The 25,503-nt window shown below is 49.0% G+C and carries 21 protein-coding genes and 1 pseudogene; 16 read left to right on the forward strand and 6 right to left on the reverse strand.

Going from position 1 to position 25,503, the window contains the following annotated elements; translation table 11 throughout:
* Positions 1 to 910, reverse strand: a 910-nt coding sequence (locus RB297_RS03795) for a spore germination protein (protein ID WP_375119791.1), incomplete at its 3' end; no start/stop codon positions are given.
* Between the two features lie 157 nt (positions 911 to 1,067).
* On the opposite strand from RB297_RS03795, the gene RB297_RS03800 reads away from it, so the two are divergent.
* The 4 genes from RB297_RS03800 to RB297_RS03815 all read left to right on the forward strand — a co-directional run bounded on the left by RB297_RS03800 (position 1,068) and on the right by RB297_RS03815 (position 6,087).
* Positions 1,068 to 1,850, forward strand: coding sequence for a YqzG/YhdC family protein (locus RB297_RS03800; protein ID WP_192571962.1), 783 nt, complete (start codon positions 1,068 to 1,070; stop codon positions 1,848 to 1,850).
* Positions 1,851 to 2,030: 180 nt separating this feature from the next.
* Positions 2,031 to 3,593, forward strand: a complete 1,563-nt coding sequence (locus RB297_RS03805) for an ATP-binding protein (protein ID WP_145036283.1) — start codon at positions 2,031 to 2,033, stop codon at positions 3,591 to 3,593.
* 129 nt (positions 3,594 to 3,722) lie between these two features.
* A complete protein-coding gene (locus RB297_RS03810; protein WP_375119792.1) occupies positions 3,723 to 4,973 on the forward strand; it encodes a multidrug effflux MFS transporter in 1,251 nt (416 codons plus the stop codon).
* 190 nt (positions 4,974 to 5,163) lie between these two features.
* Positions 5,164 to 6,087 (forward strand): VanW family protein, encoded by a 924-nt coding sequence (locus tag RB297_RS03815; protein WP_228468992.1) that lies wholly within the window; start codon positions 5,164 to 5,166, stop codon positions 6,085 to 6,087.
* Here the strand turns inward: RB297_RS03815 and RB297_RS03820 are convergent.
* The 3 genes from RB297_RS03820 to RB297_RS03830 form a co-directional block, all read right to left on the reverse strand.
* Entirely contained in the window at positions 6,084 to 6,905 is an 822-nt protein-coding gene (locus tag RB297_RS03820) for a cytochrome c oxidase assembly protein (protein WP_375119793.1), read from the reverse strand. The two genes, RB297_RS03815 and RB297_RS03820, sit on opposite strands and share 4 nt — an antisense overlap.
* 1 nt (position 6,906) lies before the next feature.
* On the reverse strand, positions 6,907 to 7,401 hold the full coding sequence (locus RB297_RS03825; RefSeq protein ID WP_096773659.1) for a DUF2243 domain-containing protein: 495 nt from the start codon (positions 7,399 to 7,401) through the stop codon (positions 6,907 to 6,909).
* 287 nt (positions 7,402 to 7,688) lie between these two features.
* A complete protein-coding gene (locus tag RB297_RS03830) occupies positions 7,689 to 8,888 on the reverse strand; it encodes a cytochrome P450 family protein (RefSeq protein WP_096773660.1) in 1,200 nt (399 codons plus the stop codon).
* Between the two features lie 189 nt (positions 8,889 to 9,077).
* Here RB297_RS03830 and RB297_RS03835 point away from each other — a divergent pair, with 189 nt between their 5' ends.
* Positions 9,078 to 9,503: a hypothetical protein gene (locus RB297_RS03835; protein ID WP_228468928.1), complete on the forward strand. Its 426-nt coding sequence runs from the start codon at positions 9,078 to 9,080 to the stop codon at positions 9,501 to 9,503.
* A gap of 35 nt (positions 9,504 to 9,538) precedes the next feature.
* On the opposite strand, the gene RB297_RS03840 is transcribed toward RB297_RS03835, so the two are convergent.
* Both RB297_RS03840 and RB297_RS03845 read right to left on the reverse strand, forming a co-directional pair.
* On the reverse strand, positions 9,539 to 10,639 hold the full coding sequence (locus RB297_RS03840; protein ID WP_096773662.1) for a glycosyltransferase WbsX family protein: 1,101 nt from the start codon (positions 10,637 to 10,639) through the stop codon (positions 9,539 to 9,541).
* Positions 10,640 to 10,692: 53 nt separating this feature from the next.
* Positions 10,693 to 11,802, reverse strand: coding sequence for a glycosyltransferase family protein (locus tag RB297_RS03845; protein ID WP_096773663.1), 1,110 nt, complete (start codon positions 11,800 to 11,802; stop codon positions 10,693 to 10,695).
* 314 nt (positions 11,803 to 12,116) lie between these two features.
* Here RB297_RS03845 and RB297_RS03850 point away from each other — a divergent pair, with 314 nt between their 5' ends.
* The 11 genes and pseudogenes from RB297_RS03850 to RB297_RS03900 all read left to right on the forward strand — a co-directional run bounded on the left by RB297_RS03850 (position 12,117) and on the right by RB297_RS03900 (position 25,463).
* A complete protein-coding gene (locus RB297_RS03850) occupies positions 12,117 to 14,426 on the forward strand; it encodes a helix-turn-helix domain-containing protein (RefSeq protein WP_375119794.1) in 2,310 nt (769 codons plus the stop codon).
* A gap of 197 nt (positions 14,427 to 14,623) precedes the next feature.
* Entirely contained in the window at positions 14,624 to 15,496 is an 873-nt protein-coding gene (locus tag RB297_RS03855) for an ABC transporter permease (RefSeq protein ID WP_375119795.1), read from the forward strand.
* Between the two features lie 16 nt (positions 15,497 to 15,512).
* Positions 15,513 to 16,409 (forward strand): carbohydrate ABC transporter permease, encoded by an 897-nt coding sequence (locus RB297_RS03860; RefSeq protein WP_375119796.1) that lies wholly within the window; start codon positions 15,513 to 15,515, stop codon positions 16,407 to 16,409.
* 31 nt (positions 16,410 to 16,440) lie between these two features.
* Positions 16,441 to 18,111 carry an ABC transporter substrate-binding protein gene (locus RB297_RS03865; protein ID WP_375119797.1) on the forward strand — a complete coding sequence of 557 codons (1,671 nt, stop codon included), beginning with the start codon at positions 16,441 to 16,443 and terminating at the stop codon, positions 18,109 to 18,111.
* A gap of 15 nt (positions 18,112 to 18,126) precedes the next feature.
* On the forward strand, positions 18,127 to 18,999 hold the full coding sequence (locus RB297_RS03870; RefSeq protein ID WP_375119798.1) for a sugar phosphate isomerase/epimerase family protein: 873 nt from the start codon (positions 18,127 to 18,129) through the stop codon (positions 18,997 to 18,999).
* A 270-nt stretch (positions 19,000 to 19,269) separates the two neighbouring features.
* On the forward strand, positions 19,270 to 19,899 hold the full coding sequence (locus RB297_RS03875) for a hypothetical protein (RefSeq protein ID WP_096773668.1): 630 nt from the start codon (positions 19,270 to 19,272) through the stop codon (positions 19,897 to 19,899).
* A gap of 247 nt (positions 19,900 to 20,146) precedes the next feature.
* Positions 20,147 to 22,185: pseudogene (locus RB297_RS03880) on the forward strand (ATP-binding response regulator); the annotation flags it as partial.
* Positions 22,159 to 22,971, forward strand: coding sequence for a sensor histidine kinase (locus tag RB297_RS03885; RefSeq protein ID WP_375120556.1), 813 nt, complete (start codon positions 22,159 to 22,161; stop codon positions 22,969 to 22,971). The pseudogene RB297_RS03880 and the gene RB297_RS03885, both read left to right, overlap by 27 nt.
* 6 nt (positions 22,972 to 22,977) lie before the next feature.
* On the forward strand, positions 22,978 to 23,628 hold the full coding sequence (locus RB297_RS03890; protein ID WP_375119799.1) for a response regulator transcription factor: 651 nt from the start codon (positions 22,978 to 22,980) through the stop codon (positions 23,626 to 23,628).
* Positions 23,629 to 23,961: 333 nt separating this feature from the next.
* Positions 23,962 to 24,444, forward strand: coding sequence for an Rrf2 family transcriptional regulator (locus RB297_RS03895; protein WP_375119800.1), 483 nt, complete (start codon positions 23,962 to 23,964; stop codon positions 24,442 to 24,444).
* Between the two features lie 26 nt (positions 24,445 to 24,470).
* Positions 24,471 to 25,463, forward strand: a complete 993-nt coding sequence (locus RB297_RS03900) for an MsnO8 family LLM class oxidoreductase (RefSeq protein WP_192571946.1) — start codon at positions 24,471 to 24,473, stop codon at positions 25,461 to 25,463.
* Positions 25,464 to 25,503 lie beyond the last annotated feature (40 nt).

Below are 25,503 nucleotides of genomic sequence, written 5' to 3' on the forward strand. Positions count from 1 at the left end.
TCAAAAGGGCTGCAAACCTTAGGAACAAGGTCGCCGTACCAATGCTCCACCTCTGGTAATAATCGTCGGAAGACGAGAAAAATTCAAAAAAGTTGGCGGGCGCGGTAAAAGCAGTGGGACTTCCGTCCATAATTCCAACGACTCGTCCCGAAACCAGCTTGGAGGCAATGGTATCCGGCCGCTCTGAGGTCAAAAATTGCGCAAAAATCGAGTACGGATCATCGTCAATGCACTGGATCAGCATGTTTGTATCGTGAATGGCATCAATCTCTATAGCTTCGACCCGCTTTATTACTTCTTTGACGTATTTCTCATTCGCGATGTCCTGGATATACAGAACATAGATATCCGATTTCGTAACTTCGCCGACGGAAAGTTTGATGACCTTGAGATGAGAACTTTGCACTCTCTTGCGGATCAAAGACAGATTCGTATAGGCTTGTTCGGTAAACGCTTCATGCGGTCCGATAATGATGGATTCCGTTTCGGATTCAGCCACCGTCCGGGATGTCGGGAAAATAACATCGATCATGAAAGCTTGATCTTCATAATAAAACGCGGCCATACCGCTTAGAATACCTTCCACATAGGTTTTCGAATCCGTTACATGCTCATATTGTGATTGCTCCGTCAACAAATCGAGCGGGTTTTCGGAATTCAAAATGGGAGGAAGCAGATCCCGCTCCAGCCGATCCTCATTGACCAAATGGCTGAAATACATAACATGAAGGCGCCCGTGAAGATAGATCTTATGGACAAAGTCCGCCGAATCGTCAAACTGATCCGCGACATGCTTCAGCGTCAGCGAAACCTCTTCTTGGGGGTTGGGATCCTGTTGATTATATAGAGATGTGCCGGATTCAGAATGCTCATGAGTGACCAAAAAAATAGATTTTAATCTCTGTTTCATCCCCACGCGTACTCACCTCGGATTCATGCATAGTCCGTCACAGTGTGTGTATTTTTCAAAAGAATTATCCAACGAATCCCAAGTCAGGAATAAGAAGAGCGTCCGCGGGAATCTTAGGATCAGGCAAAGTCTGCCAATCTCTAGGAGGAGGAATAACATGCTGGGGACCCTATTATTCGCTAGCATTTTGTCGCTCGGGGTCACACCCGTTAATGATCAGGCGACTATGGAATCTTCGGAGTTTTCGTTTCAGCAGGCTATTTTTGAAAGCGGTGCTGGGCTGGCAGAGGAGGCGATAAGGGCTTGCGAGAAGCGTTTCGGCAGAGAAATCCAGCTCCCGCCGCAAGTGCCTGCCGTAGCTTTTACGCATCAATATGGTCGTTGTTATGGCACGCATGCCGGACTTGACGAGCATTTGGAGATCCATTATCGAAACGAATTTAAACCCGAGAACGACTACAGGATCGAGTTATATCCCGTTGAGAATAGACAGCAGCTGGAACACCTATCGTTTCAAGCATTAGAATTGACGGAGCAGACAACCGCTAAATTCTACAAGGGTCCGCTCAATACGCTGCAGCTGTTGGTATTTGAAAAGGCGGATTGGCAATATCTCATAACTACAGCAAATCGAGCTTCCACTGAGATCGGACAGCGTGAACTGACCGAAATTGCGCAGTCTTTGATTCATGCCGTGAACAGAAGAGAGCCTGCTTATGCCAAGTGGGGAACCTTAGCCGTCACCGAAACCAAGCGGAAATATAATATGGACGTCGTGGATTATTTGTATATGGGCAGAACCAAGATATCCAGTGTTTTGGCGGAGGAGAAGTTCAAACTGTGGCTTAAGAAAGGGAACGTTGAATTCGGCGTGTATGTCACGGTTTCGTATCATCCGGTAACCGATCAGATTCTATCGATACGTTATGAGGAAATTTAGCTGAAAATAGCAATTGACGGCAGGAATAACGCCATTTTCAGGAAAATAAAGGGCGGCTTTGTTGAAAGTGGTGTTTTCCTGCTGTTCAGACGCATGTATATGGTGTACCATATTTGGTGGAACTTGCCTCGTTGATTTCTACAATATGCGCGAGTAATAGCGATTTAGGAGTGATTCGCTTTGTCGTTTTTAGTCCTTAAGCTCCTATTTGTTCCCTTGATATCGATTTTTATCATGGTATCGTCGGTCTATCTCGGTTATCACACGTCCATTCCTTTGATGCTGCTCACGGCAACTTTGTTGTACGTATCCGTTGTTTTTGATCGAAAGTACGAATGGCTTCGTTATGTTCATTTTCTGTTTCTTGGGGCGTTTCACTATGTAAGTCAATTAAACTGGTGTATCCTCCTGTATTACATACTGATCATTAATACCATTCATAACAAAGAACGATTTAAGGAAACGATGCCGCTGTGCTTCCTGATCATTCTTCAGTATTCCTTAATCCGTCTGACTTACGTGCCGTTAACGAAATACAATGTTCTGGTCTCCGTGTTTGATTGTTTGGCTTCCTTTGTGATTGTGATTTCATTTCATTTTGTTAACTTTCTGGAATCGGAGAAAAAGAAATTATATAAGCAGAACGATTACTTAACGTACCATGATGCATTAACCGGTCTTCTGAATTATGACGGGTATTTGCATAAAGTCCAGCAGCTCATTGAGGTGAACAAGCCGTTTCAGCTGGTGCTGCTCGATATCAACAATTTTAAATCGTTAAATGCAAAGGACATTTCCACCGCAAATGAGATACTGATCAGGTTCTCGCGTGCTCTGCGGAGATTGTTCCTGAACGACATGCTGGCCGCCTCGCGCTATGCGGGAGACCGCTTTGCCGTACTGCTACCGGAGCATGTCAACATCGACAGCACCATGTTCAATTTTGAGCATATCGGCGTACAGGTGACGTATAGCATTACTTGCTACCCGCACGAAGCATTAACGTATCAGGAGATCATCAGCACGGCGGAGGACCGGATTTTTCAAATGCGCCGCAATTCCTGGATGAGAAGCCAGGAGGAGATGATCCGTACGGAAAAAATGAAGATGGTGGGGGAGCTCGCTGCCGGAATGGCCCACGAGATACGCAATCCGCTGACTTCGATTAAAGGCTTTATACAGCTTTCCAAAAATCAAAGTTATAATATACAGCCCTGGTATGAGGTTATCATGGGGGAAATCACGCGGGTAGGGGAGCTGACGGCTGAATTTTTACATTTTTCAAAGCCGCATGCCAGCAATATGAGGGTTGAGTCCCTATCGGATTGCATGACGCGCGTTTACTCCTTATGTGAATCCGAAGCGGCCTCGCACGGACATGTGTTTCTGCTCGACTTAAGCGATGAGCCGATCCAAATCGTGATGGACCGGGACAAGATCATCCAGGTACTGATCAATCTGATTCGTAATTCCTTCCAGGCGATGGAAAATACCGGTTCCGTTCGAATCTCGCTTAAAGCAGAAGAGGGGATGGCCGTTGTTCAGATCGAGGATACCGGCAAAGGGATCGCCGATGAAAATCTTGCCAAAATTTTCGATCCGTTCTATACGACCAAGGAAGAAGGGACGGGGCTCGGGTTGTCCCTTTGTCAGAAAATTGTAGAAGATCATGGCGGGAGAATTACGGTACATAGCGAACTGGGCATTGGCACAACGTTTACTTTGCGCATGCCCCTGTCCTAGTAAAAATGGTTGGTAATATCCAAAAAAAATAACCTATGATAGGATAGTTGCTTAGCAATCAAGATGGATTGCCAGCAGCATATCACCCATGCATCAATGTGTTGCAAGAGAAAGGAAGTATCTGTCAGTATGTCGATTTCCATCAAAGAAACCGGTTCAGCCATGGTCCTGACTCGCGGAAAGAGGCTGCAGTTTGCCTTGATTCTCGGATCCCTATCGGCATTTGGACCGCTCTCCGTTGACATGTATTTGCCTGCACTGCCTAAACTTTCGGAAAGTTTAGGGTCACCGGCATCGTTAGCCCAATTAAGCTTGACGGCATTTTTGCTCGGCCTGGCGCTTGGACAGCTCGTAGCCGGGCCGCTCAGCGATATACGGGGGAGAAAAGCACCGCTGATCATATCCCTGATTATTTATTCGGTCACCTCCTTACTGTGTGCATTTGCACCGACGATTTGGGTTCTGGTTGCGCTCCGCTTCGTGCAGGGAGCCAGCGGAGCAGCCGGCATCGTCATATCCAGGGCGGTTGTGCGGGATTTATACACCGGCTCGGAGCTGACCAAATTTTTCACTTTACTGATGCTGATCAACGGATTGGCTCCAATTATCGCTCCTGTATTCGGTGCCTTTATTCTGAATTTTGTATCTTGGCGCGGCGTATTCGTCGTCCTGTTTTTGATTGGATTGCTGATGCTGCTTGCCGTATGGTTTGGTCTTCCGGAAACGTTGAACAAGGAGAATAGAGCCAGCGGCGGGATCAGGCAAACCTTTCAAACCTTCGGTACGCTGGTTCGGGATCGCGTGTTTATCGGATATGCGCTCTCCCAAGCGTTCGTATCGGCCGCGATGTTCGCGTATATCTCAGGATCGCCCTTCGTGCTGCAGGATATCTTCGGGGTGTCTCCTCAAACGTACAGCCTATTCTTTGCCGTTAACGGGGTTGGTATCGTCCTATTCTCCCAAATTACCGGGAGGTTGGCTTCCCGCACAGGAGAAACCAAACTTCTGACGACGGGACTTGTTATTGCAGCCTTTGGCGGCACATCGCTGCTTGCCATTACATGGCTTGGCGGCGGACTGTTTCTCATTGCGCCGATGCTGTTCCTGATCGTCTCTGCCGTAGGGATGGTTAGCGCAACGACTACATCCCTGGCGATGCAGAAGCAGGAAGCCCATACTTCAGGCAGTGCATCTGCATTGCTAGGCTTGCTGCCTTTGCTCTTAGGCGCCGCCGCAAGCCCTCTTGTCGGGCTTGGAGACGGAACGACGGCAGCTCCTATGGGCACCGTCATCGGGATCGCGGAATTACTGGCCGTCAGTTCGTTTCTGTTTCTCGTCATGCCTATTAGCCGCAGGAAAGAGACACAAGTCTCTTTATAAAATCGTACTTTTGCAAAGAAGCCCGCACGATGAATGTGCGGGTTTCTTTTTGTGGTTAAGGAAACAATTCTGAATGAATTACCTAGAATGCAATCATAATACCAAAGAGATGTGTAAACGGGCATAGCAGGAAAAACGCACGAAGACGAGGAAAACACAAAGATAAAGCAGGTGAACCCACTTGAAATGGATGTCGGTCATTAGCCTACTGTTCATGCTCCTGCAAGGGACTGAACCGGAGAACGACAATTTAACGATTACCCAGGAAGGCAAAGTCATGGAAAGCGTGAATCGAAGCGAACATGCGCTTGATGTGTTCCCGCTGCTGGATATGGACAAATACGATCAATGGGTGGATAAACTTGATCGCAAGACCTATATGGAAGCCCGAAATGCCAAGATTGGCAGCAGCGGCCAGATCGTTCCGGGTCAGAACGGCCATCGTCTGGACCGACGCAAGCTATTGGAACAATACTACTCGTATTGGTACGGCACCGGGGCTTCTTCCATCGAAGCGCCGAGGTATCCGATATATCCGAAAGTGGACACCGAGCTTCTGGCTTCCATTCGCGTCAAGCCGATCGGCTACTATGTAACCTATTTTAATTCCAATAACAAAAATCGTTCCCATAACATCGCGTTGGCTGCTCAAGCGATTGACAGCGCAGTCGTATTCCCCGGGGAAACGTTCTCGTTCAATGAGGTCGTCGGCATGAGAACGGTGGACAGGGGGTACAAACGTGCCGGCGTGATCGTAAGAGGCGAATTGTCCGAAGGAGTGGGGGGCGGAATCTGTCAGGTTTCTTCGACGCTGTATAATGCGATTGACCGTGCAGGTTTGCAGATTGTGAAGCGCTACTCCCACAGCCGGAACGTCCCTTACGTGCTGCCTGGTCGAGACGCTACGGTTAGCTGGGGAGGCCCGGATTTTGTCTTTGAGAACGCCTATAATCAACCCATCCTCATTCGGGCATTCGGGAACGGGGGAAGAATGACCGTAGCCATATACTCTTCGGAACTCATTGAATATAAGCCCCGCAATGTACCGAGCATATCCAACAGCCTGCCGGAGGAGACCAGCGACACCAAGCATAATCCGGTAAGCGGCGATTAATCCGGGATTGGATGAAACGATGCCGGTCGCGGACGGGACGACCTATACCATTGCATGCACATCCACAACACGAGAACGAGATCCACGGCATCGCCGCCGTAATACATCAGCATGCCACCAAGCTTTGCCTGCTCGAAAGGAACGCCGTCGGGCGGATGGGCATATAAGTATTTGGAGAGTATCCCGTGTCCCGCCATGGCAATGATCAGGATGAACGCACGAAGCCGAAAGCTTCGGCGGTAGGGAACCACATCCACGTAGATCAAAGAAACCGTAAATAGATATCCGGCTGCAAACACATGAAAATGAACGGCTATATGAAGAATTAGGCTAGAATGCATGGCCGTGAACAACCCGGTGGTGTAGAGGATCCATAAGCCGCCGATATTCAACAAAGCGGCCACCAATGGATGTGAGATACAGTGGACGAGCTTGCTCTTAAGCAATCGGCTTATCTTTCTAGCGAACAGCACGTTGATTGACCGAAGCAGAAGCGTCATTGGAGCTGAAAACGCAATCAGCAGCGGCCCGAGCATGCCGAGCAGCAGATGCCCAAGCATATGCACCGGGAAATTCGCAGGGGCAAGCCGGGCCAACGGGCCAGCCAGCGATAAACCTATGCAGGTCAATCCCGCAATCCAGCAAACATAGCGATGGGCAGGCCATATGCGGTGGCGTCGGTTGGAAACCGCAGCAGCTGTCCAATAGAGCAGAATTAGGCCAGCGAGGAAGAAACCCAAAATCCATTCCCAAGGGTGCCATACAGCAGCGCCTTCGAACATTCCGGCACCATGATGATGAAACGAATGGCTAATCATCTTAGGATGCGGCCTTCCGGGAAGGGACGCGGTTTCGAGTTCGTGCAATGAGTATGATGCCAGCGATGATCATGCCGGCAGCAATCAGATTCCAGACCCAGTCGTAGGGTCTTATATCGACGAAATAACGAATCTGATGCAGTCGCATCCACTTGTGCTGGATGATGCCGTCGTACAGCTGGAAAGCGCCACCGCCTAACAGAATGCCTCCAATCCATCGTTTAGCCCAAAACGCGTTCCTTCGGTGCAGATCGGCAATCAGAAACGAGGAGCCGATGGTAGCAAACCAGCTGAAAGCATGAAACAGACCATCAGAGACAAGGCCGATATCGCTTGTAGACTTATCGTAGAAATGATGCCAATGCAGCAATTGGTGAAATACCACCTCATCGATAAATCCGACCAGCCCTAACCCGAACAAGATGCCGGCCCATAGGTTGCGTTCGGCGTAGTTTGAGCGCTGTGTTTGATTTTCATGGGTTTTAGAAGACTTCATTCGTCTCATCCTCTTTCTGTTATAAAATTCTGAATGCCATCGTTTTACAAAGTGATACTTACTAACTTTACCCATTATTACCATATCCATAACTTAAACACCGGGTGGATAAAACGAGTGATATATATTATTCGCTTCGGTAAAGGACTAAAGCTCGTTGTTCATCAGTTAATTAGTTTACATATTGTTATATATGTTAACTGAATTGAACATATCCAAAAACAAAAGGCGAACCACTTTTAGGGTTCGCCTTTTTACTAGGTGTAAATATATTATTCTGCTGGATATTAAGAACGAAGTGAAATGGGGATCTCCTTCACGCCGCGCACGATCATACCCGGCCTCCATTCCAGCTCGTCGATATTGCCCTGAAGCTCGAAATCGGGAAAGCGGCGAAGGAGTGTGTTAATCGCGATTTCACCTTCCAGCCTGGCGAGCGGTGCTCCGAGGCAGAGGTGTATTCCCTTGCCGAAGGCTAAGTGGTGGCTCTTCTCACGGGTGATATCGAACAGATCGGGATCCTCGAATTGTGTGGAATCGCGATTAGCGGAATTTAGGGCGATGACAACCAAGTCGCCTTTTTTCATATGGACACCGTGAAATTCCAAGTCCTCCGCGGCCCATCGTGAAGTGCTGAATTCAACGGGACCGTTGTAGCGAAGCATTTCCTCAATGGCGCCATGAATCCGTTCCGGCTGTTCCTGCAGAAGCTTCCGCTGCTCCGGATGCTCGAATAATGCAAGCACGCCATTGCCGATCAGGTTCACCGTCGTTTCATGACCGGCTATGATCATCAGGGTAACGACGCCGTATAACTCCTGTTCGGATAAGCGGTCACCTTGGTTCTCGGCAATGACCAGCTGACTGATCATATCGTCGCCGGGCTGTTCGCGAACCTTGGCGAACCAGTCCCTCAAATAAGCGATGAATTCGTTCATATGCTGGACGACCTGCTCGTTCATTTCCTGATTGGAAGCGCCGATGATGGAATTGGACCATACCCGGAACTTGTCCTGATCCTCGGCGGGTACGCCGAGAATCTCGCTGATTACTATAATGGGAAGCTTAAAGGCATATTCGTCAATAAGATTCATGGTGTCTTGGGAGGAGACGGCATCCAACAGGTTATCCGCGATCTCTTGAATATGGCTGCGCATATCCGCGATTCTCTGCGGCGTGAAACCCTTCTGGACCAATCCGCGAAGCCGTTTGTGATCCGGCGGATCGGAGAACAGCATATTCGTGCTGAACACGCTGGTCTGTTCCGCGCCCATTGCCTTCGCGACGTCCTTGCTGAACCGGCCATCCTTGAGCGCTTCGACGGCTTCAGCATAACTGCTGATCAGCCACCCATGACGACCATCCGGAAATTGCAGCTTCATAATGGGATCGCTTTGCCTCAATTTCTCGTACACAGGATAAGGATTTTGCGTGAAATCATCTGTAAATAGAGTTGTTTTCGGAGATTCGTTCGCATTGACTTTCATAAGCAATAGTCTCCTCTCGATACATAGATTCTTATCCATTATATGATATGGAGACGAGGATAACCAAATTCACATGGTCTTGAGACCGACTTCGACAATATTTATCTATATTAATATATAAGAATACAGCTTTTAACTATGACCGATTTCATCATTCAACATAAGATATAGGATCTAGAATGTAAAGGAGTGATAGATTTGCCTACATTTGATAACGTATTGGTTACCGGAAACCAAACCATTCAACAAGATCTGCAGGTCAATGGCAATCAAACCATAGGTCAGAGTTTGCAAGTCAACCAGAATCAAACAATTGCAGGAAGTTTACAAGTAAATTCAAGTGAAACCATCCTGAATCATTTAGCTGTTGGCGGCAGTGCAAGCGTTGGACAAAATGCTAATGTTACAGGTGTAGTAACGGCAGGGCAAAGGTTGGTAGCCAGTAATATGCCTTCCGTACCGGCCGGAGGATCAGTTGCTCAGCAGGTTAGGTTCTATGCTACCAGTATTTTAGGTCAGCCGGGTCTCGTGTTAAAAGGGACCGATGGGTTTGATTATGTTATATTCATAGACAATTCGGGAGGAAGTGTGAATATCGGCATTCAGAGATTATAAGACATTTATTGAAACGTGATATTGAGCGGGAGACTTCATCTCCCGTTTTTTTGTATATCCGTCATTATATTCGGCTCTGTATAGAAGCCTGTAGTCTTCAATGCAGTTCGAACAGCTTCAAGATATTGATATTGATAATGCTTATCCGGTTCCAGGTACGTTCCTTCAGCCCATTCGTTCCATGCGTTTACGAATAAAAACTCGCTATTATACAAAGAAACGGCACGTTCGATTTGCCTTGTCAAATACCAACCGAATTTTTGGGGATTGGCTCCTAAGCAGCTTAATCCTCTTAATCCTAAACGAGGTGTATTGTCCCAATTCACATAAGCGCCCGGAAAGATTTTGCTCCGATCCCTGTGATGCGATCGATTTAATACATACTGCCATACAAAATCATAATCGAACACATAATGCTTCTCGTTGCCTATGTTCATATATGACCACAAACGATTTAATCCGCTATGCGCAAAGGTATAGTGCGGTTCAAATTCTAAATTAGCATCAAAGTAATCTTGTTTGGCCAAGGGGAATCCACCTAACGTCCGCACGAAATAGATGCCTTCGAGGCCATTTTTAACAGCTAGAATATTCCAATGTTTCATCATATCTTCACAGCATGATATTTTATCGGGACGGTATATGATGAAGATCGGCTTATTCTCTATCCGTATATATCGCTCATCACGGAAGGCATCTAATAGTGCGTAGAAGTGTAGTTCCCAATCGTCTTGTTCACCATATTCTTGCGGCATGAGAACATCATGCTCTCCGCCGTCCCATTTTCGTGTCCAAGGTTCATTCGCCCACGACAAACAAAACGGAATTCGAGGTTCCCCGCTGCTCAACACCTGTTTGAAAGGCGTTTCCAGTAGTTGTTTCCCCTTGAACCAATAATGATAATAGCAAAAACCGTATATGCCATAATATTGCGCTAGTTCCGCTTGCCATCTTCGGGTAGCAGGATCCGTTAAATCATAATAGTAATCTTCATATGGCTCTCTAGGCTGTAGGTGTCCCGGATAAATCGAATTGGCTTTTCTCGTGTTCGTCCATTCCGTAAATCCTTCTCCCCACCATTGGTCGTTCTCCGGAATCTGATGAAATTGCGGCAACAAGAAAGCAATGAGTTTCAACCGATCATACCTCCTAAAACAAGCTTATCATGTCAAGTTGTGCGAATTCATTGTTAATTGTGCATTACGACATGAAGAAGTTTTGACACGAGTTGAAGACAGGAATACTCGTATTTGCTTCCCCATAGAGAATTGGTGGCTACTTGTCTTTTTTGATCTACATGAACCATGTAATGGTTGAGTTTTTCTTGAAGTTCGTCGGGTGTATGGAAGGCAATTAGATTCTCGCCGGGACGCATAAATCCATATATATGCGGATGATCCTTTATTAATTGAAAAGCGCCGCAGGCAGAAGCATCGAACGCAGGGCGGCTCGAAGAACTCCAATTGATGATGATATCAGCACCATTATAAAAATATGATAATTCTGCATCTGGAGGAATGGGGGTAACCATGTCTTCATTTTCCCATCCTTTTCCTGAAATACGAACCTTCTTATTATTCAGCAAGAGCTGTATCCCTTGAAAATACTCTTGGTCGGCCGCGCCTGCATCGCCAATAATAAGGACGTCCGATTGATATTCGTCTGGGACAGACTTAGGAAAATAAATGGTTGGGTCTGCTGCAAAGGGCAGATGAACGACCTGCTTACACCCTGAGCCATACCAGTAGAAAGGGATATGGGACGTATTTTGGGTAAAGACATAATCGAATGCGCTAACGACTGGTTTGAGCGAATCGGAAGCTCCCGGTTCATCCGATAACCAGATTGCCGTTTTTAAGGGAATTGTATTAATTATGTTTAAATCTTCAGGCGGTACATCATGACCAATAAACAACAATAAATCAGGGTTATATTGAGACAGGAGGTTAGTAAAGCCTGGATAAGCTTTGATTGAAACAACCTCTTTGACCAAGCGATGGAATTGATCCGATATGAATTGTTCCGTTCGCCAAAACGACTCTCCTTGCAATGAAGACACAATTAAAACGCTAATTTTTTTTGTTTCAACAACAGAATGATTCGATTTCTGATTAACGACAATCGGATCAGCCGATTTCCGACCGATCTGGGCTTTGGGATTCAATGAATGTTGTATATTTGGGGGCATCATTTGGATGATGGCTTTACGAATATATCGTTGAGTTTTTCGATGAAGCCGCAATCTACGAGATGGAATACGCTTCAGTTTTCTCCGGTAATTGTTAAATCCTTTCCGCATTCTTTTCCTCCTGTGCCATACATGATCTGGTTATTTTATGTCTGTGCATGACGTTTGCTATAGTGCAGATGTACTGCACATGACGTAAAAAGGCGGTTATCCATATAAATCCCAGCGTTCGGATATAGGATATGACGAAGCTAGGAAATACGGGGTAAAACCGAATGGTCGAAATCTGATCTGCACAGGCGGGTCTTTTTGCGTTTACGGACGCTTACTAGGGGGAAAATCAGTGCCTTTTGGTCTACTGACTACGCGCATCAATCTTTGATATATTGGATCATATCTGAAGGGAAGAAAGGGGGAAATTGCCGGTGAAATCCGTTTCGGGAGAGAAGGCAGGGCTGTTGTTTCGATTTTTTATCTCGTATGCCGTCTTCTGCTTGAAAAACAAATTGGTTGGATGGTTTGCTTATGGGAAAACCTCGGAGCTGATTGAAAACGAGACGGTAAAGAGCACCTCAGCGGCACTGCAGCAAATTCAGGAAGCGCTGGATCAGCGATTTGCCGAAATCGTGAACATCGCACGGCAGATGTCGAGCGAATCCAAGATCCAATCTTTTCAATTCGAGAAAGAACCATTTGCCGGCACAGGCCCATACCGTTTGTGGGATTTGGAAAAGAGCTTGTTTAACTACAAACTGTTTAATCATTTCATCGTGGATTATTACATCGCGTACAAGAACAGCAGCATGGTCATCTCTCCCCGCAAGGTGTATACGTCAGACCAGTATTATCGTTTGCTGCTGCGTTATGAAGGCCAATCGTTAAGCGAATGGAGGCAAGCATTGTTCGGGCAGTATCATTATAAAACGTATACGCCGGGACATTCGGTTGTTTATGAAGGCAAACCATACTCCGTCGTGAGTTATATGCAATCCTTCGGGAACAAAAGCAGCAGCGGGGTCGTTACGGTCCTGATTAACAATAGGCAGATCCAGGACATGCTCCGCAAAGTCGATCCGGAACAAGAGGGCTTTGCGTATATAGCGGATGCTAACGGAAACTTGATCAGCTCCATCGGATTGAAAGAACAGGATTTTATGAAAGCGCTTCCCATAAAAAGTGGCGATACCCATATCCGATGGGAAGAACAGGAGATGCTTGTGACTCAATCCACATCCGAATACAACGGCTGGAGCTATGTATCCGCCCAGCCCAAATCCGTGGTGCTCCAAAAGGTATATTATATCAAACAGTTGACGTTAACCATCTTCATTACAGCTCTGCTGCTGGGGTTAGGCGTAGCCGGTTATTTGGCATATCGAAGCAGCAGGCCGCTCCTCAAAATCCTTCAGCTGCTTCCTTCAACCCGATCGGAAGCAGCTCATACTGCTTCGCGTAACGCCGTTGATTATATCGGCCATTCCGTTTCCGAGCTGGTTGAAAGCCATGATACGCTGAAGGAGCGGTTGGAAGAGCAGATTCCGATGCTGCGAAACGTTCTGGTTGACCGTCTTCTGAAAGGGAGCTTCACGTCGATGCAGGAGCTGGAGGCTGCCATGGAACACGCGCAGGTCCAGCTCCGGGGATCTCACCATGCGGTGGCGCTTCTTCATATTCGAGGATACCATGAGCCATTCATGGAAGAAATGCTGATGGAGCTCGATATTGTCAAAATCAACATCCGCGACCGGATTCAATCATTATGCGGAGAAGGGGCGCTGCTGCATGACTTTGGAGAAAATCAATTGGTTCTGGTCTTGTCGGGAACGTCAGCGGACAAAGAGGATTTCACGATGCATATGCGAGCACATCTACAGTCGATCCATGAGCATTTGATTGGAATTTCCGGCACGGGCCTGTACATGGCCGTAGGCGAGTTCCGGTCCAATATTGCCGAGCTGTATCGTTCCTACGGGGAGGCCAAGTTTGTCCTGCATCATGCGGGATGGAGCGAGAAGTCTCCTATCTTCTATCATGCCGAGATGGTAATGCCGGCCTTTTCCTACTATTACCCGGCAGACGAAGAGATGCGGTTAATCCAGCTTGTGAAAGCCGGCAATCTGGATGAGACAAAGCAGCTTTTTCGGCAAATCAAAGAGAAGAACAGGTCGGATCGGCAAATGCCGATGGCCGTCGAGAAGCTACTTGTCCAGGAGCTTAGCGGTACCCTGATGAAGTGCAGCGAACAGACAGGGAATGATGGAAGCCACAGAACGGAGGAAACGGATGCCGTCATCCGAGCGTTAAATCCCGAGTTACCCCCTGCTGAAGGCATGAATATTCTCTACGCCGCTTTCGTTCGCCTCTGTCAGAAGAACGAGGAGAGGAAGAAGAGCCATAATGCTCATTTAACGAACCGGCTGCTGAGCTATATCGAGAAGCACTATGGGGAGAGCGATCTGAGTTTATCCGCGCTCGCCCGGGAAACCCACACTTCCGAAGCATATGTATCGTACTTCTTCAAGGAGCAGACGGGCTTGAATTTCTCGGAGTATCTTGAGAAGCTCCGCATGGATGAGGCAAAGCGGGAGTTGGCGACGAGCGACAAGCCGGTCAGCGACATCGCAGCAGCTTGCGGCTATTTGTCACTCAACACCTTCAGCCGGGCGTTTAAACGCGTAAACGGGATAAGCGCCACCGAGTACAGACGCCTTCACCGGGCCGGAGATTATGCTTAATCTAAAGAGATGCGTACTGCCGGATTGATGAATAACAGCCCATTCTAAAATTCTGAATAGTCGACCGGAACATGAAGATTTACGCGGAACAAGCCGGCTGTATATACTCCAATCACGGACCGGATCGGGACGAATCCCATTGAAGATTGGAGTGGTAACTGCTGAGTGGCTGGAAGAGTATCATCCGCAGCTGGCAATTGTACGCGCTTTTTTTGCTCCCGTTATTGTACATCATCATATTCAAGTATGTGCCGATGTACGGCGCGCAGATTGCGTTTAAAGAGTTCAACGTCACAAAAGGAATCAGTGGCAGTCCATGGGTCGGATTTGCCCAGTTCGAACGTTTCTTCCAATCGCATGAATTTTGGCGTTTGCTTAAGAATACGTTCTCGATCAGCTTGTACACGCTGATAGCCAGTTTTCCGTTTCCCATTATGCTAGCGCTCGGTTTGAATTATGTAAGAAACCGGCGTTTCAAGAACACCGTCCAGATGGTTACATACGCGCCTTATTTCATCTCACTGGTCGTATTGGTGGGCTTGATGCTGCAGTTTATGGACCCGAGAACGGGGCTCATCAATACGATGCTCGGCTGGTTCGGCGCAGGGCCCTATCATTTCATGGCCGAGGCCTCCTGGTTTCAGTCGATCTACGTGTGGTCCCATATTTGGCAGAACGTCGGGTTTTCCTGCATCATCTTTTTGGCAACGCTTTCAGGCATTGATCCGGCACTCCATGAAGCAGCCGTCATCGACGGCGCTTCGAAGATGCAGCGGATGCGCCATATTGACTTGCCGGGCATTATGCCCATCGCCATCATTCTGCTCATTCTGAATACGGGGCAAATGCTGGAGACCGGCTTCGAGAAAATCCTGTTAATGCAGAATGCGCTGAATTTGCGATCTTCCGAGGTCATCGACACGTATGTGTACAAGGTAGGACTGGTATCCCAAGCGATGAATTTCTCTTATGCCACGGCGATTGGCTTGTTTAAAGCGATCATCGGCTTCGTGTTGCTGCTGATCGTGAATCAGACGGCCAAAAAGCTGAAGCAGGAAAGTCTTTGGTAAGGAAAGGAGGACATGTATGCAATCACCTGCCATGAAGGAATCCGGCTCGGATCGCGTTTTTACGGTGGTGAACTACGTCATTTTATCCGTTTTCTTAATCGTTGTGTTATATCCGTTGATTTATGTAGTCAGTGCTTCGTTCAGTTCCAGCAGCGCGGTTTTATCGGGAAAGGTATGGCTGTGGCCCGTCGAACCGACGCTCGAGGGGTACCGTGCGGTGTTCAAAAACACGATGGTTGCCAAAGGCTTCATGAACACGCTGTTCTATACGCTGGCAGGCACCTCGATTAATCTCATTCTGTCCGTCATGGCGGCTTACCCGCTATCACGCAAAGATTTTCGGGGGCGCGGCCTGTTCATGCTGCTGTTTGTGTTCACGATGCTGTTTAATGGGGGACTGATACCGACCTATCTGCTGGTGAAGGATCTCGGCATGATCGACACGGTATGGTCGATGCTCATTCCCGGCGCGCTGTCGGTGTGGAACGTCATCATCATGCGGACCTACTTCCAGACGACGTTCCCTACAGAATTGCTGGAAGCATCACAGCTGGACGGATGTACGGATTTCCGGTTCCTATGGCGCATCGTGCTGCCGCTTTCGGGTCCCATCCTGGCCGTCATCGCTTTATTCTATGCCGTCGGCCACTGGAACCAATATTTCAACGCCATGATCTATTTAAAAAGCGCGGATTTGTACCCGCTGCAGCTGGTGCTCCGCGATATTCTGGTGCAGAACGAGGTCAATATCGAAATGCTTGGAGACGCCAAAACCGCGGCGGCCCGGCAAGGGCTGCGGGAGCTGCTGAAATATTCGCTGATCGTGGTGACTTCGGTCCCGCTGCTGATCGTTTATCCGTTCCTGCAGAAGTTTTTTGTCAAAGGGGTCATGATCGGTTCGTTAAAAGGTTAATACATCCATTATTTCAGGAGGGCGGGACGTTATGAGAAAAAGAACGCGGGTTATCATGGGTGCTATCACCGCATTCAGTATCCTTCTTGCAGGCTGTACCGGGTCACAGGGCCCGAAAGGCGCGGATGAAGCACAAAATACGGGTACCGAGGCAATCGCATTATCCGAACCGGGAACCTATCCGCTGGTTCAAGAGAAAACCACTTTGAAGGTGATGGTGCGGGGAAATCCGCTGGTCGAGAATTTCGAAACGAACGATTTCACCAAATGGTACGAAGAGAAAACGAATGTGCGCATCGAGTGGGAGGTCGTTCCGGAGCAGAGCATGCAGGAGAAGCTGAATCTCGTTCTTGCCAGCGAGGACTATCCCGATGTCATCCTGGGATTGAACATATCGCCGGCGCAGCAGATGATTTACGGCTCGCAGGGCGCCTTTCTCCCGTTGAATGATTTGATCGAGAAGCAGGGGCCGAACACCAAGAAATTGTTCCAGGATAATCCGGAAATCCAATCCACGATTACCGCGCTGGACGGCAATATCTATGCGCTTCCGGAAGTGAATGAATGCTATCACTGCTCCATGAGCCAGAAAATGTGGATTTATGAGCCTTGGCTGAAGAAACTCAATCTGAAGATGCCGGAAACCACCGATGAGCTGTACGAGGTGCTGATGGCCTTCAAAGAACAGGACCCGAACGGAAACGGAATCCAGGATGAGATTCCGCTGTCGATCTCACCGAAATCCTGGAGTTCCTCCATCGATGCGTTCCTGTTGAATTCTTTCATTTATAATCCGGTTTACGGCTCAAGTTACAAGCATATATTCATAAAAGACGACAGGCTCGACGTCGCCTTCAACAAACCGGAGTGGAGGGAAGGGTTGCGGTATATGAACAAGCTGTATGCCGAGGGACTGCTCGCTCCGGAGTCATTTACGCAGGATGACAACCAGCTGATCCAGATCGGGGAGAATCCCGATACGGTCATTCTGGGTGCTTCAACAGGCGGCCACCAGGGTATATTTACCCAACTCCTCGGCGAAAGCGGCAGATGGTTGGAATATAAGACGGTGCCGCCGCTCAAAGGACCGAACGGCGTTCGCTATGCGGCTCTCGATTCCACCGGATTGAACCCGGGTGCATTCGTCATCACGAAAAAGGCCAAGCATCCTGAGCTTGCCCTGCGCTGGGCAGATGGCCTGTACGAACGGGAGCATACGCTGCGCAGCGTCTATGGCCGTCCGGACCAGGAATGGAGGGAAGCGAAGGACGGAGAGGTCGGCATCAACGGGGAGCCTGCGGTCTGGTCTGAGCTAAAATCATACGGTACGGTGCAAAATATTGCCTGGATACAAACCGGCCCGAGTTTGCGGACAAATGATTTCCGCCTGAGCGCCGTTGCCAAAGGAGACGACGATCTGGAAGTCGTATTGTACAACGAGACGAAAAATAAATACGAACCTTACAAACCAACCGATGTCAGCACCGTTCCGCCGCTGTTTTTGACAAACGAGCAGGCGTCCGAGGTAGCGGATCTGTCCAAAACGATCAACGATTACGTGGATGAAATGATGGCACGCTTCGTGATTGGCGATGCCGATCTGGATAAAGACTGGGACGGCTACGTGAAGCAGCTGGAGGCCATGAATGTAGCCCGCTACCTGGAAATCTATCAGGAAGCTTACGATGGAAGAAGCAAATAAAGGAGGAATCATGCAATGAGGGTTGGTGTGAGCACCTACAGCTTGCTGCCGGCTATCCGTGCAGGCGAGATGACGGTTCTGGAAGTGGTGGATTGGATCGCGGAGAACGGCGGACAGCACATGGAGATCGTACCCTATGGATATACGCTGGAGGACAATCCCGGACTTGCCGACGCGGTGCGTGAGCGGGCGGCCGAAGCCGGCATCGCATTATCCAATTATTCCATGCCCGCTAATTTCGTCCAGGAGAGCAGGGACGACTTCGATGCGGAGGTCGAACGGATCAAGCGCCACGTGGATACGGTCGACCGGCTGGGAATGAAGCATATGCGCCATGACGTAACGGCGTTCACGCTGCCGCCGGAGAAGATGGGCATCGATTACGTGGAAACCCATTTGGGCATGATCGTGGAAGGCTGCCGTCAAATCGCGGATTACGCAGCCCGCTACGGCATCACGACCACAATCGAGAACCATGGCGTGAGCGTGCAGGCAAGCGACCGGGTACAGCGCGTGCTGCAGGCAGTCGACCGTCCGAATTTCAAGACGACCTTGGATATCGGCAACTTTCTATGCGTTGACGAGCAGCCGCTGGTCGGCGTGAAACGCAATTTGCCGCTGGCCTCGCTCGTCCACGTGAAAGACTTCTATTATCGTCCGTTTGATCAGGATCCGGGCGGGGGGAAGTGGTTCAGAACCTCCCATGGCAATTACCTACGAGGTTCCATCTTCGGGCAGGGGGATCTGGATGTGCGGCGAATCCTTCGACTCATTAAAGAATCCGGTTATGACGGGGATATTACGCTGGAATTCGAGGGCATGGAGGAGTGCAGGGAAGGAACCCGATTGGGTTTAGACAATTTGAAGCGGTTATGGGAGGAAGCGTGACAGGAGAAGCGCCAGAATATGTAAACGAAAACCATTAAAATACACAGGCCTGCCTTGGAGCAAATCCGGGCAGGCCTGTTTGCGCAAATCGATATCCGAAAGCAGCTCTGTACGAACCGATAATCACCTATATCTACTAAAAATGGATTCGGGAAGGGACAAAGACGATGCCAAAGCCCAATTTCAGTGATTGACAATTTATGGGTTGCGTTTAGTATTAAACTGAAGGACCAAAATTCATGGTGAATTTCACCAGCCAAGGGGGATAATATGAACCAAACCACCGTTCCTTATAACGAGATTGAACCTAAGCTGCAGACCGGAGATCTTCTGCTCGCTCATGGGGTAGCCAAGGGAAGTCTTCGAATTGAAGCGCTGGAACATTGTCCGTGGTCACATGTTGCGATGGTCGTACGCGCTCCGAACGATGAAGTGCTGTTATGGGAATCCACGTCGCTCGATAATCTGGAGGATACGTGGTTACATATCAAGAAATCAGGTCCTCAGCTCGTGAAGTTACGCGATCGATTGTCAACCGATGTCAGCAACCATTACGATACGATGTTTGCGATTCGTCATCTGCATGCCGATCGAACACCCGAAATGTACGAGCTGCTGGATCATTTTATCGAGCAGGTGCATGATGCCGTGTTTCCGGATAAAAAACAGATGTATTGGGAGATCATCGAGGGCAAGTTCGGCATCACTACTTCGTTCCGCGACTTCTTCTGCAGCAAACTTGTAGCGGAAACCTATATCCAACTAAAGCTGTTGTCCCCCGCTAAAGCACCCAACAGTTACGAACCCAAAGATTTTACAACCAAGCGACATCTTCGCCTGCTGGGGAATGCCCGGTTAGGCGATGAAATTTATATCGATGTTGCGTCCATTCTCGCATGAGATGGCGTAAACACGCGGCTGCCCTGTTTTTTTTTACCTGATCTTATCTTTAGCCGGCCTTTCGGATATTGCAACTGCGAAGTCGTCCGTGAGCGTGCAGAACGGTGAGCTTCAGCTGGAAGAATGGGATTTCGGCACAGACGGGTCCATTGCGTTGAACGGAAAGTGGGCATTTTATTGGAACCAACTGCTGGATCCGGACGATCTGAAACAAGGGAGCTTTCCTGCCGTAAGTGCATACGTCGATATGCCCGAGTATTGGACGAATTATTCGTTGAACGGCAGGAAGCTTCCAGCCGACGGATATGCAACGTATCGTTTGACGATTAGCGGGCTTGATTCTGAAGAGCCGATTGCACTCAAGCTGCGTAACATCTATTCGTCATACGCCCTATGGGTCAACGATACCCTGGCGGCATCGGCCGGTAAACCAGAATCTACGCACGAGGCATCCATTCCGAAGTACGGTCCGTCTGTAGTCGTACCCGTTAAGCCGGACTCGGACGGACGATTGACGCTTCTGGTTCAGGTCGCCAATTTTACGTATCCCAAGGGCGGGATTAATAACGCCTTTGAGCTTGGAGACGCCAAGCAGCTGCAGCAGGAGAAGTCGGTAGAGCTTGTAAGAGACAGTCTCGTCATCGGTTCATTGCTGGTGATCGCTGTGTATCATGTCATCTTGTACGTGCTCAGGCGCAACGACGTTACTCCGCTGTATTTCGGATTATTCTGTATGTGCATGGCAGTTCGAACGATGCTGGTGGGTTCGAGATTTATACTGGAAATATTCCCAGCGTTCTCATGGGTTTGGTTTGCAAAAGTCTATCCCGCAAGGTATGGCGTTTGACGCAGTTTTTCACGATATCTTTGACCTTACTGGTGCTTATAACAGATATCCGGGTGTACGATTACTCACTGATCCCATTTCAGATCTATTCCATCGGGCTTGTTCTCTATGCCGTTTATGCATCCATTCGGGTAGCAAGGCAACGACAAGAAGGGGCTGTCCTCCTCATACTCGGATTTACCCTGATTTTCCTGACGGCGGTCAATGATACCTTAAACCGTAATGGAGTCTTTACAACGCCAGCGTTGCTGCAGTACGGTGTGCTGGGGTTTGTATTTTTGCAGGCATTATTGCTGTCCATGAAATTCTCACGGGCATTTTCCCAAGTGGAGCGTTTGTCGGAGCGTTTGTTGACATTAGATAAACTGAAGGATGAATTTTTGGCGAAAACTTCGCATGAGCTGCGTACTCCGCTCCATGGCATTATCGGTCTGGCCGATGCATTGATTGACGGAAGCTCCGGCAAACTGCCATCGCCTGTCATCGATCTTTTGCGGCTCATGAAGGTCAGCGGCCAGCGGCTTGCCCATTTGGTCAACGATATATTGGATTTCTCAAAGCTCAAGCACCAGGAAATCGGTTTGGTCCTCGTGACGGTTAACTTGCGTCTGGCCGTCGAGCTGACCCTTCAAGTGGTCAACCCATTAGCCGAGAAGAAAGGGCTTCGACTATCCCATCAATTGCCGGACGATATGTACGTGATGGCCGACGAGAATCGGTTGCAGCAAATATTGCATAATTTAATTGGAAATGCGATTGCTTACACGGAAACCGGGACGGTTACCGTCACGGCAAAGAGGCTGCAAGGACAAGTTTCGGTTCAGATAACCGATAGCGGAATCGGCATCGCAGAAGCTGATCTGGACCGTATTTTTGAATCATTCGAGCAGATTAATCCTCTGGATCGATCTCAACAAGGTGGTACGGGGATCGGGCTCTCGATTACTAAGAAGCTGGTCGAACTGCATGGCGGAAGGATTGGAGTAACCTCCGGTGTTGGAGAAGGCTCAACGTTCAGCTTTACGCTCCCCATGGCTGGCGAAGGAAAGCCGAAGAGCCCTCCTCTGCCTGTCGCAGATTACATTCCGACAGAGTCATTCCCGCATTGGGAGATCGTTGAGACTGAGCGGGAGGCAGCCTACTCCAATAAACAACTGCCTTCGGTGCTCATCGTGGATGACGATCCGATTAACGTCCAGGTACTCTTGCAGTTCCTGGCGGGAAAATATACACTGAGGTCGACATGCAGCGGACAAGAGGCCCTGGAATGGATCCAGAATGGATACAAACCGGACATTGCGCTTCTCGATGTCATGATGCCGTATGTATCCGGACTCCAATTAGGTGAAGAAATACGCAGGCATTACAATTCTGGCGAATTGCCTGTCATCTTCCTAAGCGCAAAAAGTCAAATGACGGATTTGGTTGCCGGTTTTGAACACGGCGGTAATGATTATCTTGCGAAACCCGTCGACAAGCAGGAGCTGTTGGCACGCCTTGAACTGCATCTCCAACTGGCACGCTGGAATGCAACGCTGGAACGCGAAGTGGAGGCGAGGACCATTGAGCTTGAGCATTCTTTGGAAGAACGGGCCAGAGCATTGTCGGAGATATCCGTGCTCGCCGAGCGGAACCGAATTGCCGGCGATATTCACGATCACGTAGGGCATATTCTAACAGCCAGCGTCGTTCAGTTAGAGCTCGGTCTGAAAATGTCTTCGCAGAACGCACCGGAATCGACGGAGAAATTGAAGCATGCGTCCGACCTGCTCCGCAAAGGGCTTCATGAAATGCGGAAATCCGTGCATATGCTTGCCGAGGAAGCGGCTGCTTCAGCAACGTTCCGGGACTCCTTGCTGCAAATCATTAACGACTCCCAGCAATATGCGGAAGTCAACGTGGAGCATAAGATTGAAGTCTCCGACGGAAGTCTTGAGCCGGAGGCCGAGAAGTTGATCCGCCATGCCTTGCAGGAGGGGATCACGAACGGTATTCGTCACGGCCATTGCACGTTCTTCCGGTTTGAGTTGATCGAGACAGAAGACGCTATCCAGTTTACGCTCGAAAATAACGGGCTGCCCTTTACGTCCGAACGGCTTGGATTCGGATTGACCATGATGCGCCAAACGACCCGGCGAAGGGGCGGCACCTTCCAGGTCAGCACGAAGGATGGAGCAGGCTGTGTGTTATTACTCACCATGCCTCGTTCCGCGCTTAAGGAGTGATCAGAAATGTCAAGCATAAGCATACTCATTGCAGAGGATCAAACCATTGTCCGTGAAGGCCTAGAGGCCATTATCAATATGGAGCCCGAAATGGAGGTCGTTGCTACGACGGACAATGGGCAGACCGCTTGCGAGCTGGTGGAGCAGCTGCGTCCTCAGCTTGTGTTAATGGACATCGAAATGCCGGTTATGAACGGAATAGCGGCAACGCACCAGATTAAGCAGTCTAATCCGGATACGATCGTGCTGATCCTCACGACGTTCACCGAAGAGGATTTCATTATAGAGGCACTGGCCAAAGGAGCATCCGGATATTTGCTTAAAGACTTTACGTCCCATAAAATCATCGCCTCGATCCGCGAGGCGATTCGTGGCGAGCTGATGCTCCCTTCGAAGGTGGCGGCAAAGTTGGCGGCCCGGTTAAGAACGACCGGAGTTCCACAGTTTCCGGTGCAGAACTATAATCTGACCCCCAGGGAATTGCAGATTGCAAAGCTGATGACGGAATATAAGAACAACCGCGAGATCGCCGATATGTTATATATCACGGAAGGTACGGTTCGCAACTACATCAGCGTCATCTATGAGAAAATCGGCATGAATGACCGGACCAAGGCTATTCCGCTGCTCAAGCAGGTACTGAGGGATCCGGATTGACTAAGCAAGAACACCGCTTTCAATGAGAGCGGTGTTTTTTGTCATGTGTTTCCATGAGTATAGGGTTTGGCAGTCTATCGAAACAGTTACTTCTGTCATATAAAAGCCATACACTTGTCATGCATTAGTCATGATTCGGTCATATCCAAACGTTGCTGAACTGGGGCATGCCATCAATACGATCCCGTTCAGCATGTTATATGAGATGAACGCAAACATTAGGTTGTACATTTCAACCCGGCTGATATATGATATAACGTGGATATTAATTATCCGCTTTAAATATGAATAGCATTTTAAACCAAATCCATACCGTAAAACGAGGTGCTGTTTATGCATATGAAAACCGGCGTGGAACAGTCCGTATATGCCCTGGTTCTGCTCAACATGCTGCCGGACAGGGCGGTGCTGCCTGGGGAAGCGATTAGCCAGCAGCTGGGAACTTCCGTGACCTATTTTCAGAAATTGTTGAGAAAGCTGGTAACCGCTAATCTGATCACGTCCGTCCCCGGCATCAAGGGCGGATTCAGATTAAGGAAGAAACCTGAGGATATTCGTATATACGACGTTTACCTCGCGGTGGAAGGACAGCAGTCCCTATACTCGTCCCATGGAATTCTCGTAGACATGCTCGACCTGCAAAATGAAGAGAGCTGCTGCCTGCTATCCGATTTGATGGAAGAAGCCGAATATTCCTGGAAAGCTGTATTAAAGCGAGAGACCATCGCTTCGTTGTCGGAGGAAATGCGCGGAGAACGCTTTAAGGACAAGGTTAGCGCCTTGGAGGAATGGATCAGCAGCAAAATGGTCATCTAATCGAATCGAAGAAGGGAAGATATCATATGAGATTAAGCGTACTGGATCAAGCTCCCGTCACCAGCGGCAACACGGCGGAAAGCGCATTGATGAAAGCCGAAGAGCTGGCTGTTCTGGCCGATGGATTGGGATACAGCAGAATGTGGATGGCCGAGCATCATGGAGGACATACGTTTGCCAGCTCCGCCCCTGAAGTGACGGCCGCCCGGCTTGCGGCAAAAACCGATCGGATACGCATCGGCACCGGCGGCGTCATGATGATGCATTATTCTCCACTGAAGCTCGCGGAAGTATTTAAGACGTTAAGCGCATTTACGCCCGGAAGGATTGATTTCGGCGTAGGGCGCGCGCCCGGCGGCGATACGAGTGCCATGTACGCTCTGTCCGAAGGGCGGCAGCTGATGCTTCATAACATGTATGACAAGCTCTCCGTCACCATGCAGCTTCTTCGCGACCAGGTGCCGGAAGATGAACTGTATGCCACGAATGCCGCTGCGCCTACGGGAGTCGCCCTGCCTGAAGTGTGGCTGCTCGGCTCCAGCGGCAACAGTGCGCTGCAAGCGGCACAGATGGGGGTCGGTTACTCCTTCGCACAGTTCTTTAACGGAGCGATGAGCATAGACATATTGGACCATTACCGTGATAACTTCCAACCATCCCCGTTCATGGAGAAGCCTGAAATTAACGTATCCTATATGGTAACGACAGCGGAAACAATGGAAGAAGCGGAGTATGAAGCGCTGCCGCAGGATATTTTCCGGCTGATGATGAGCAAGGGCCGAATTACGCAGGTGATGACACCCGAAGAGGCTCAGAATGTATCTTTAACGGAAATTGACCGGATGGCTATCCAGGAAGGGCGCAAAATTCATCTGGTGGGAGCGGTAAAAGACATCGCGGCCCGCTTACAGGAAGAGCAAGCGCACTACGGATTCCAGGAAGCGATGATATGCAGCATTCCGCATTCGCAGGAAAAGCGGCTGGAGGTATATCGCCTTCTCGCACGTGAACTGCTGTAAATCATGGTTTTGAGAGGACAGGCGGAAGCCTGTCCTTTTT

Origin of the sequence: Paenibacillus sp. CR_12 (assembly GCF_041953985.1) — a bacterium.
In the GTDB taxonomy this organism is placed as follows: Bacteria; Bacillota; Bacilli; order Paenibacillales; family Paenibacillaceae; genus Paenibacillus_AQ; species Paenibacillus_AQ lautus_A.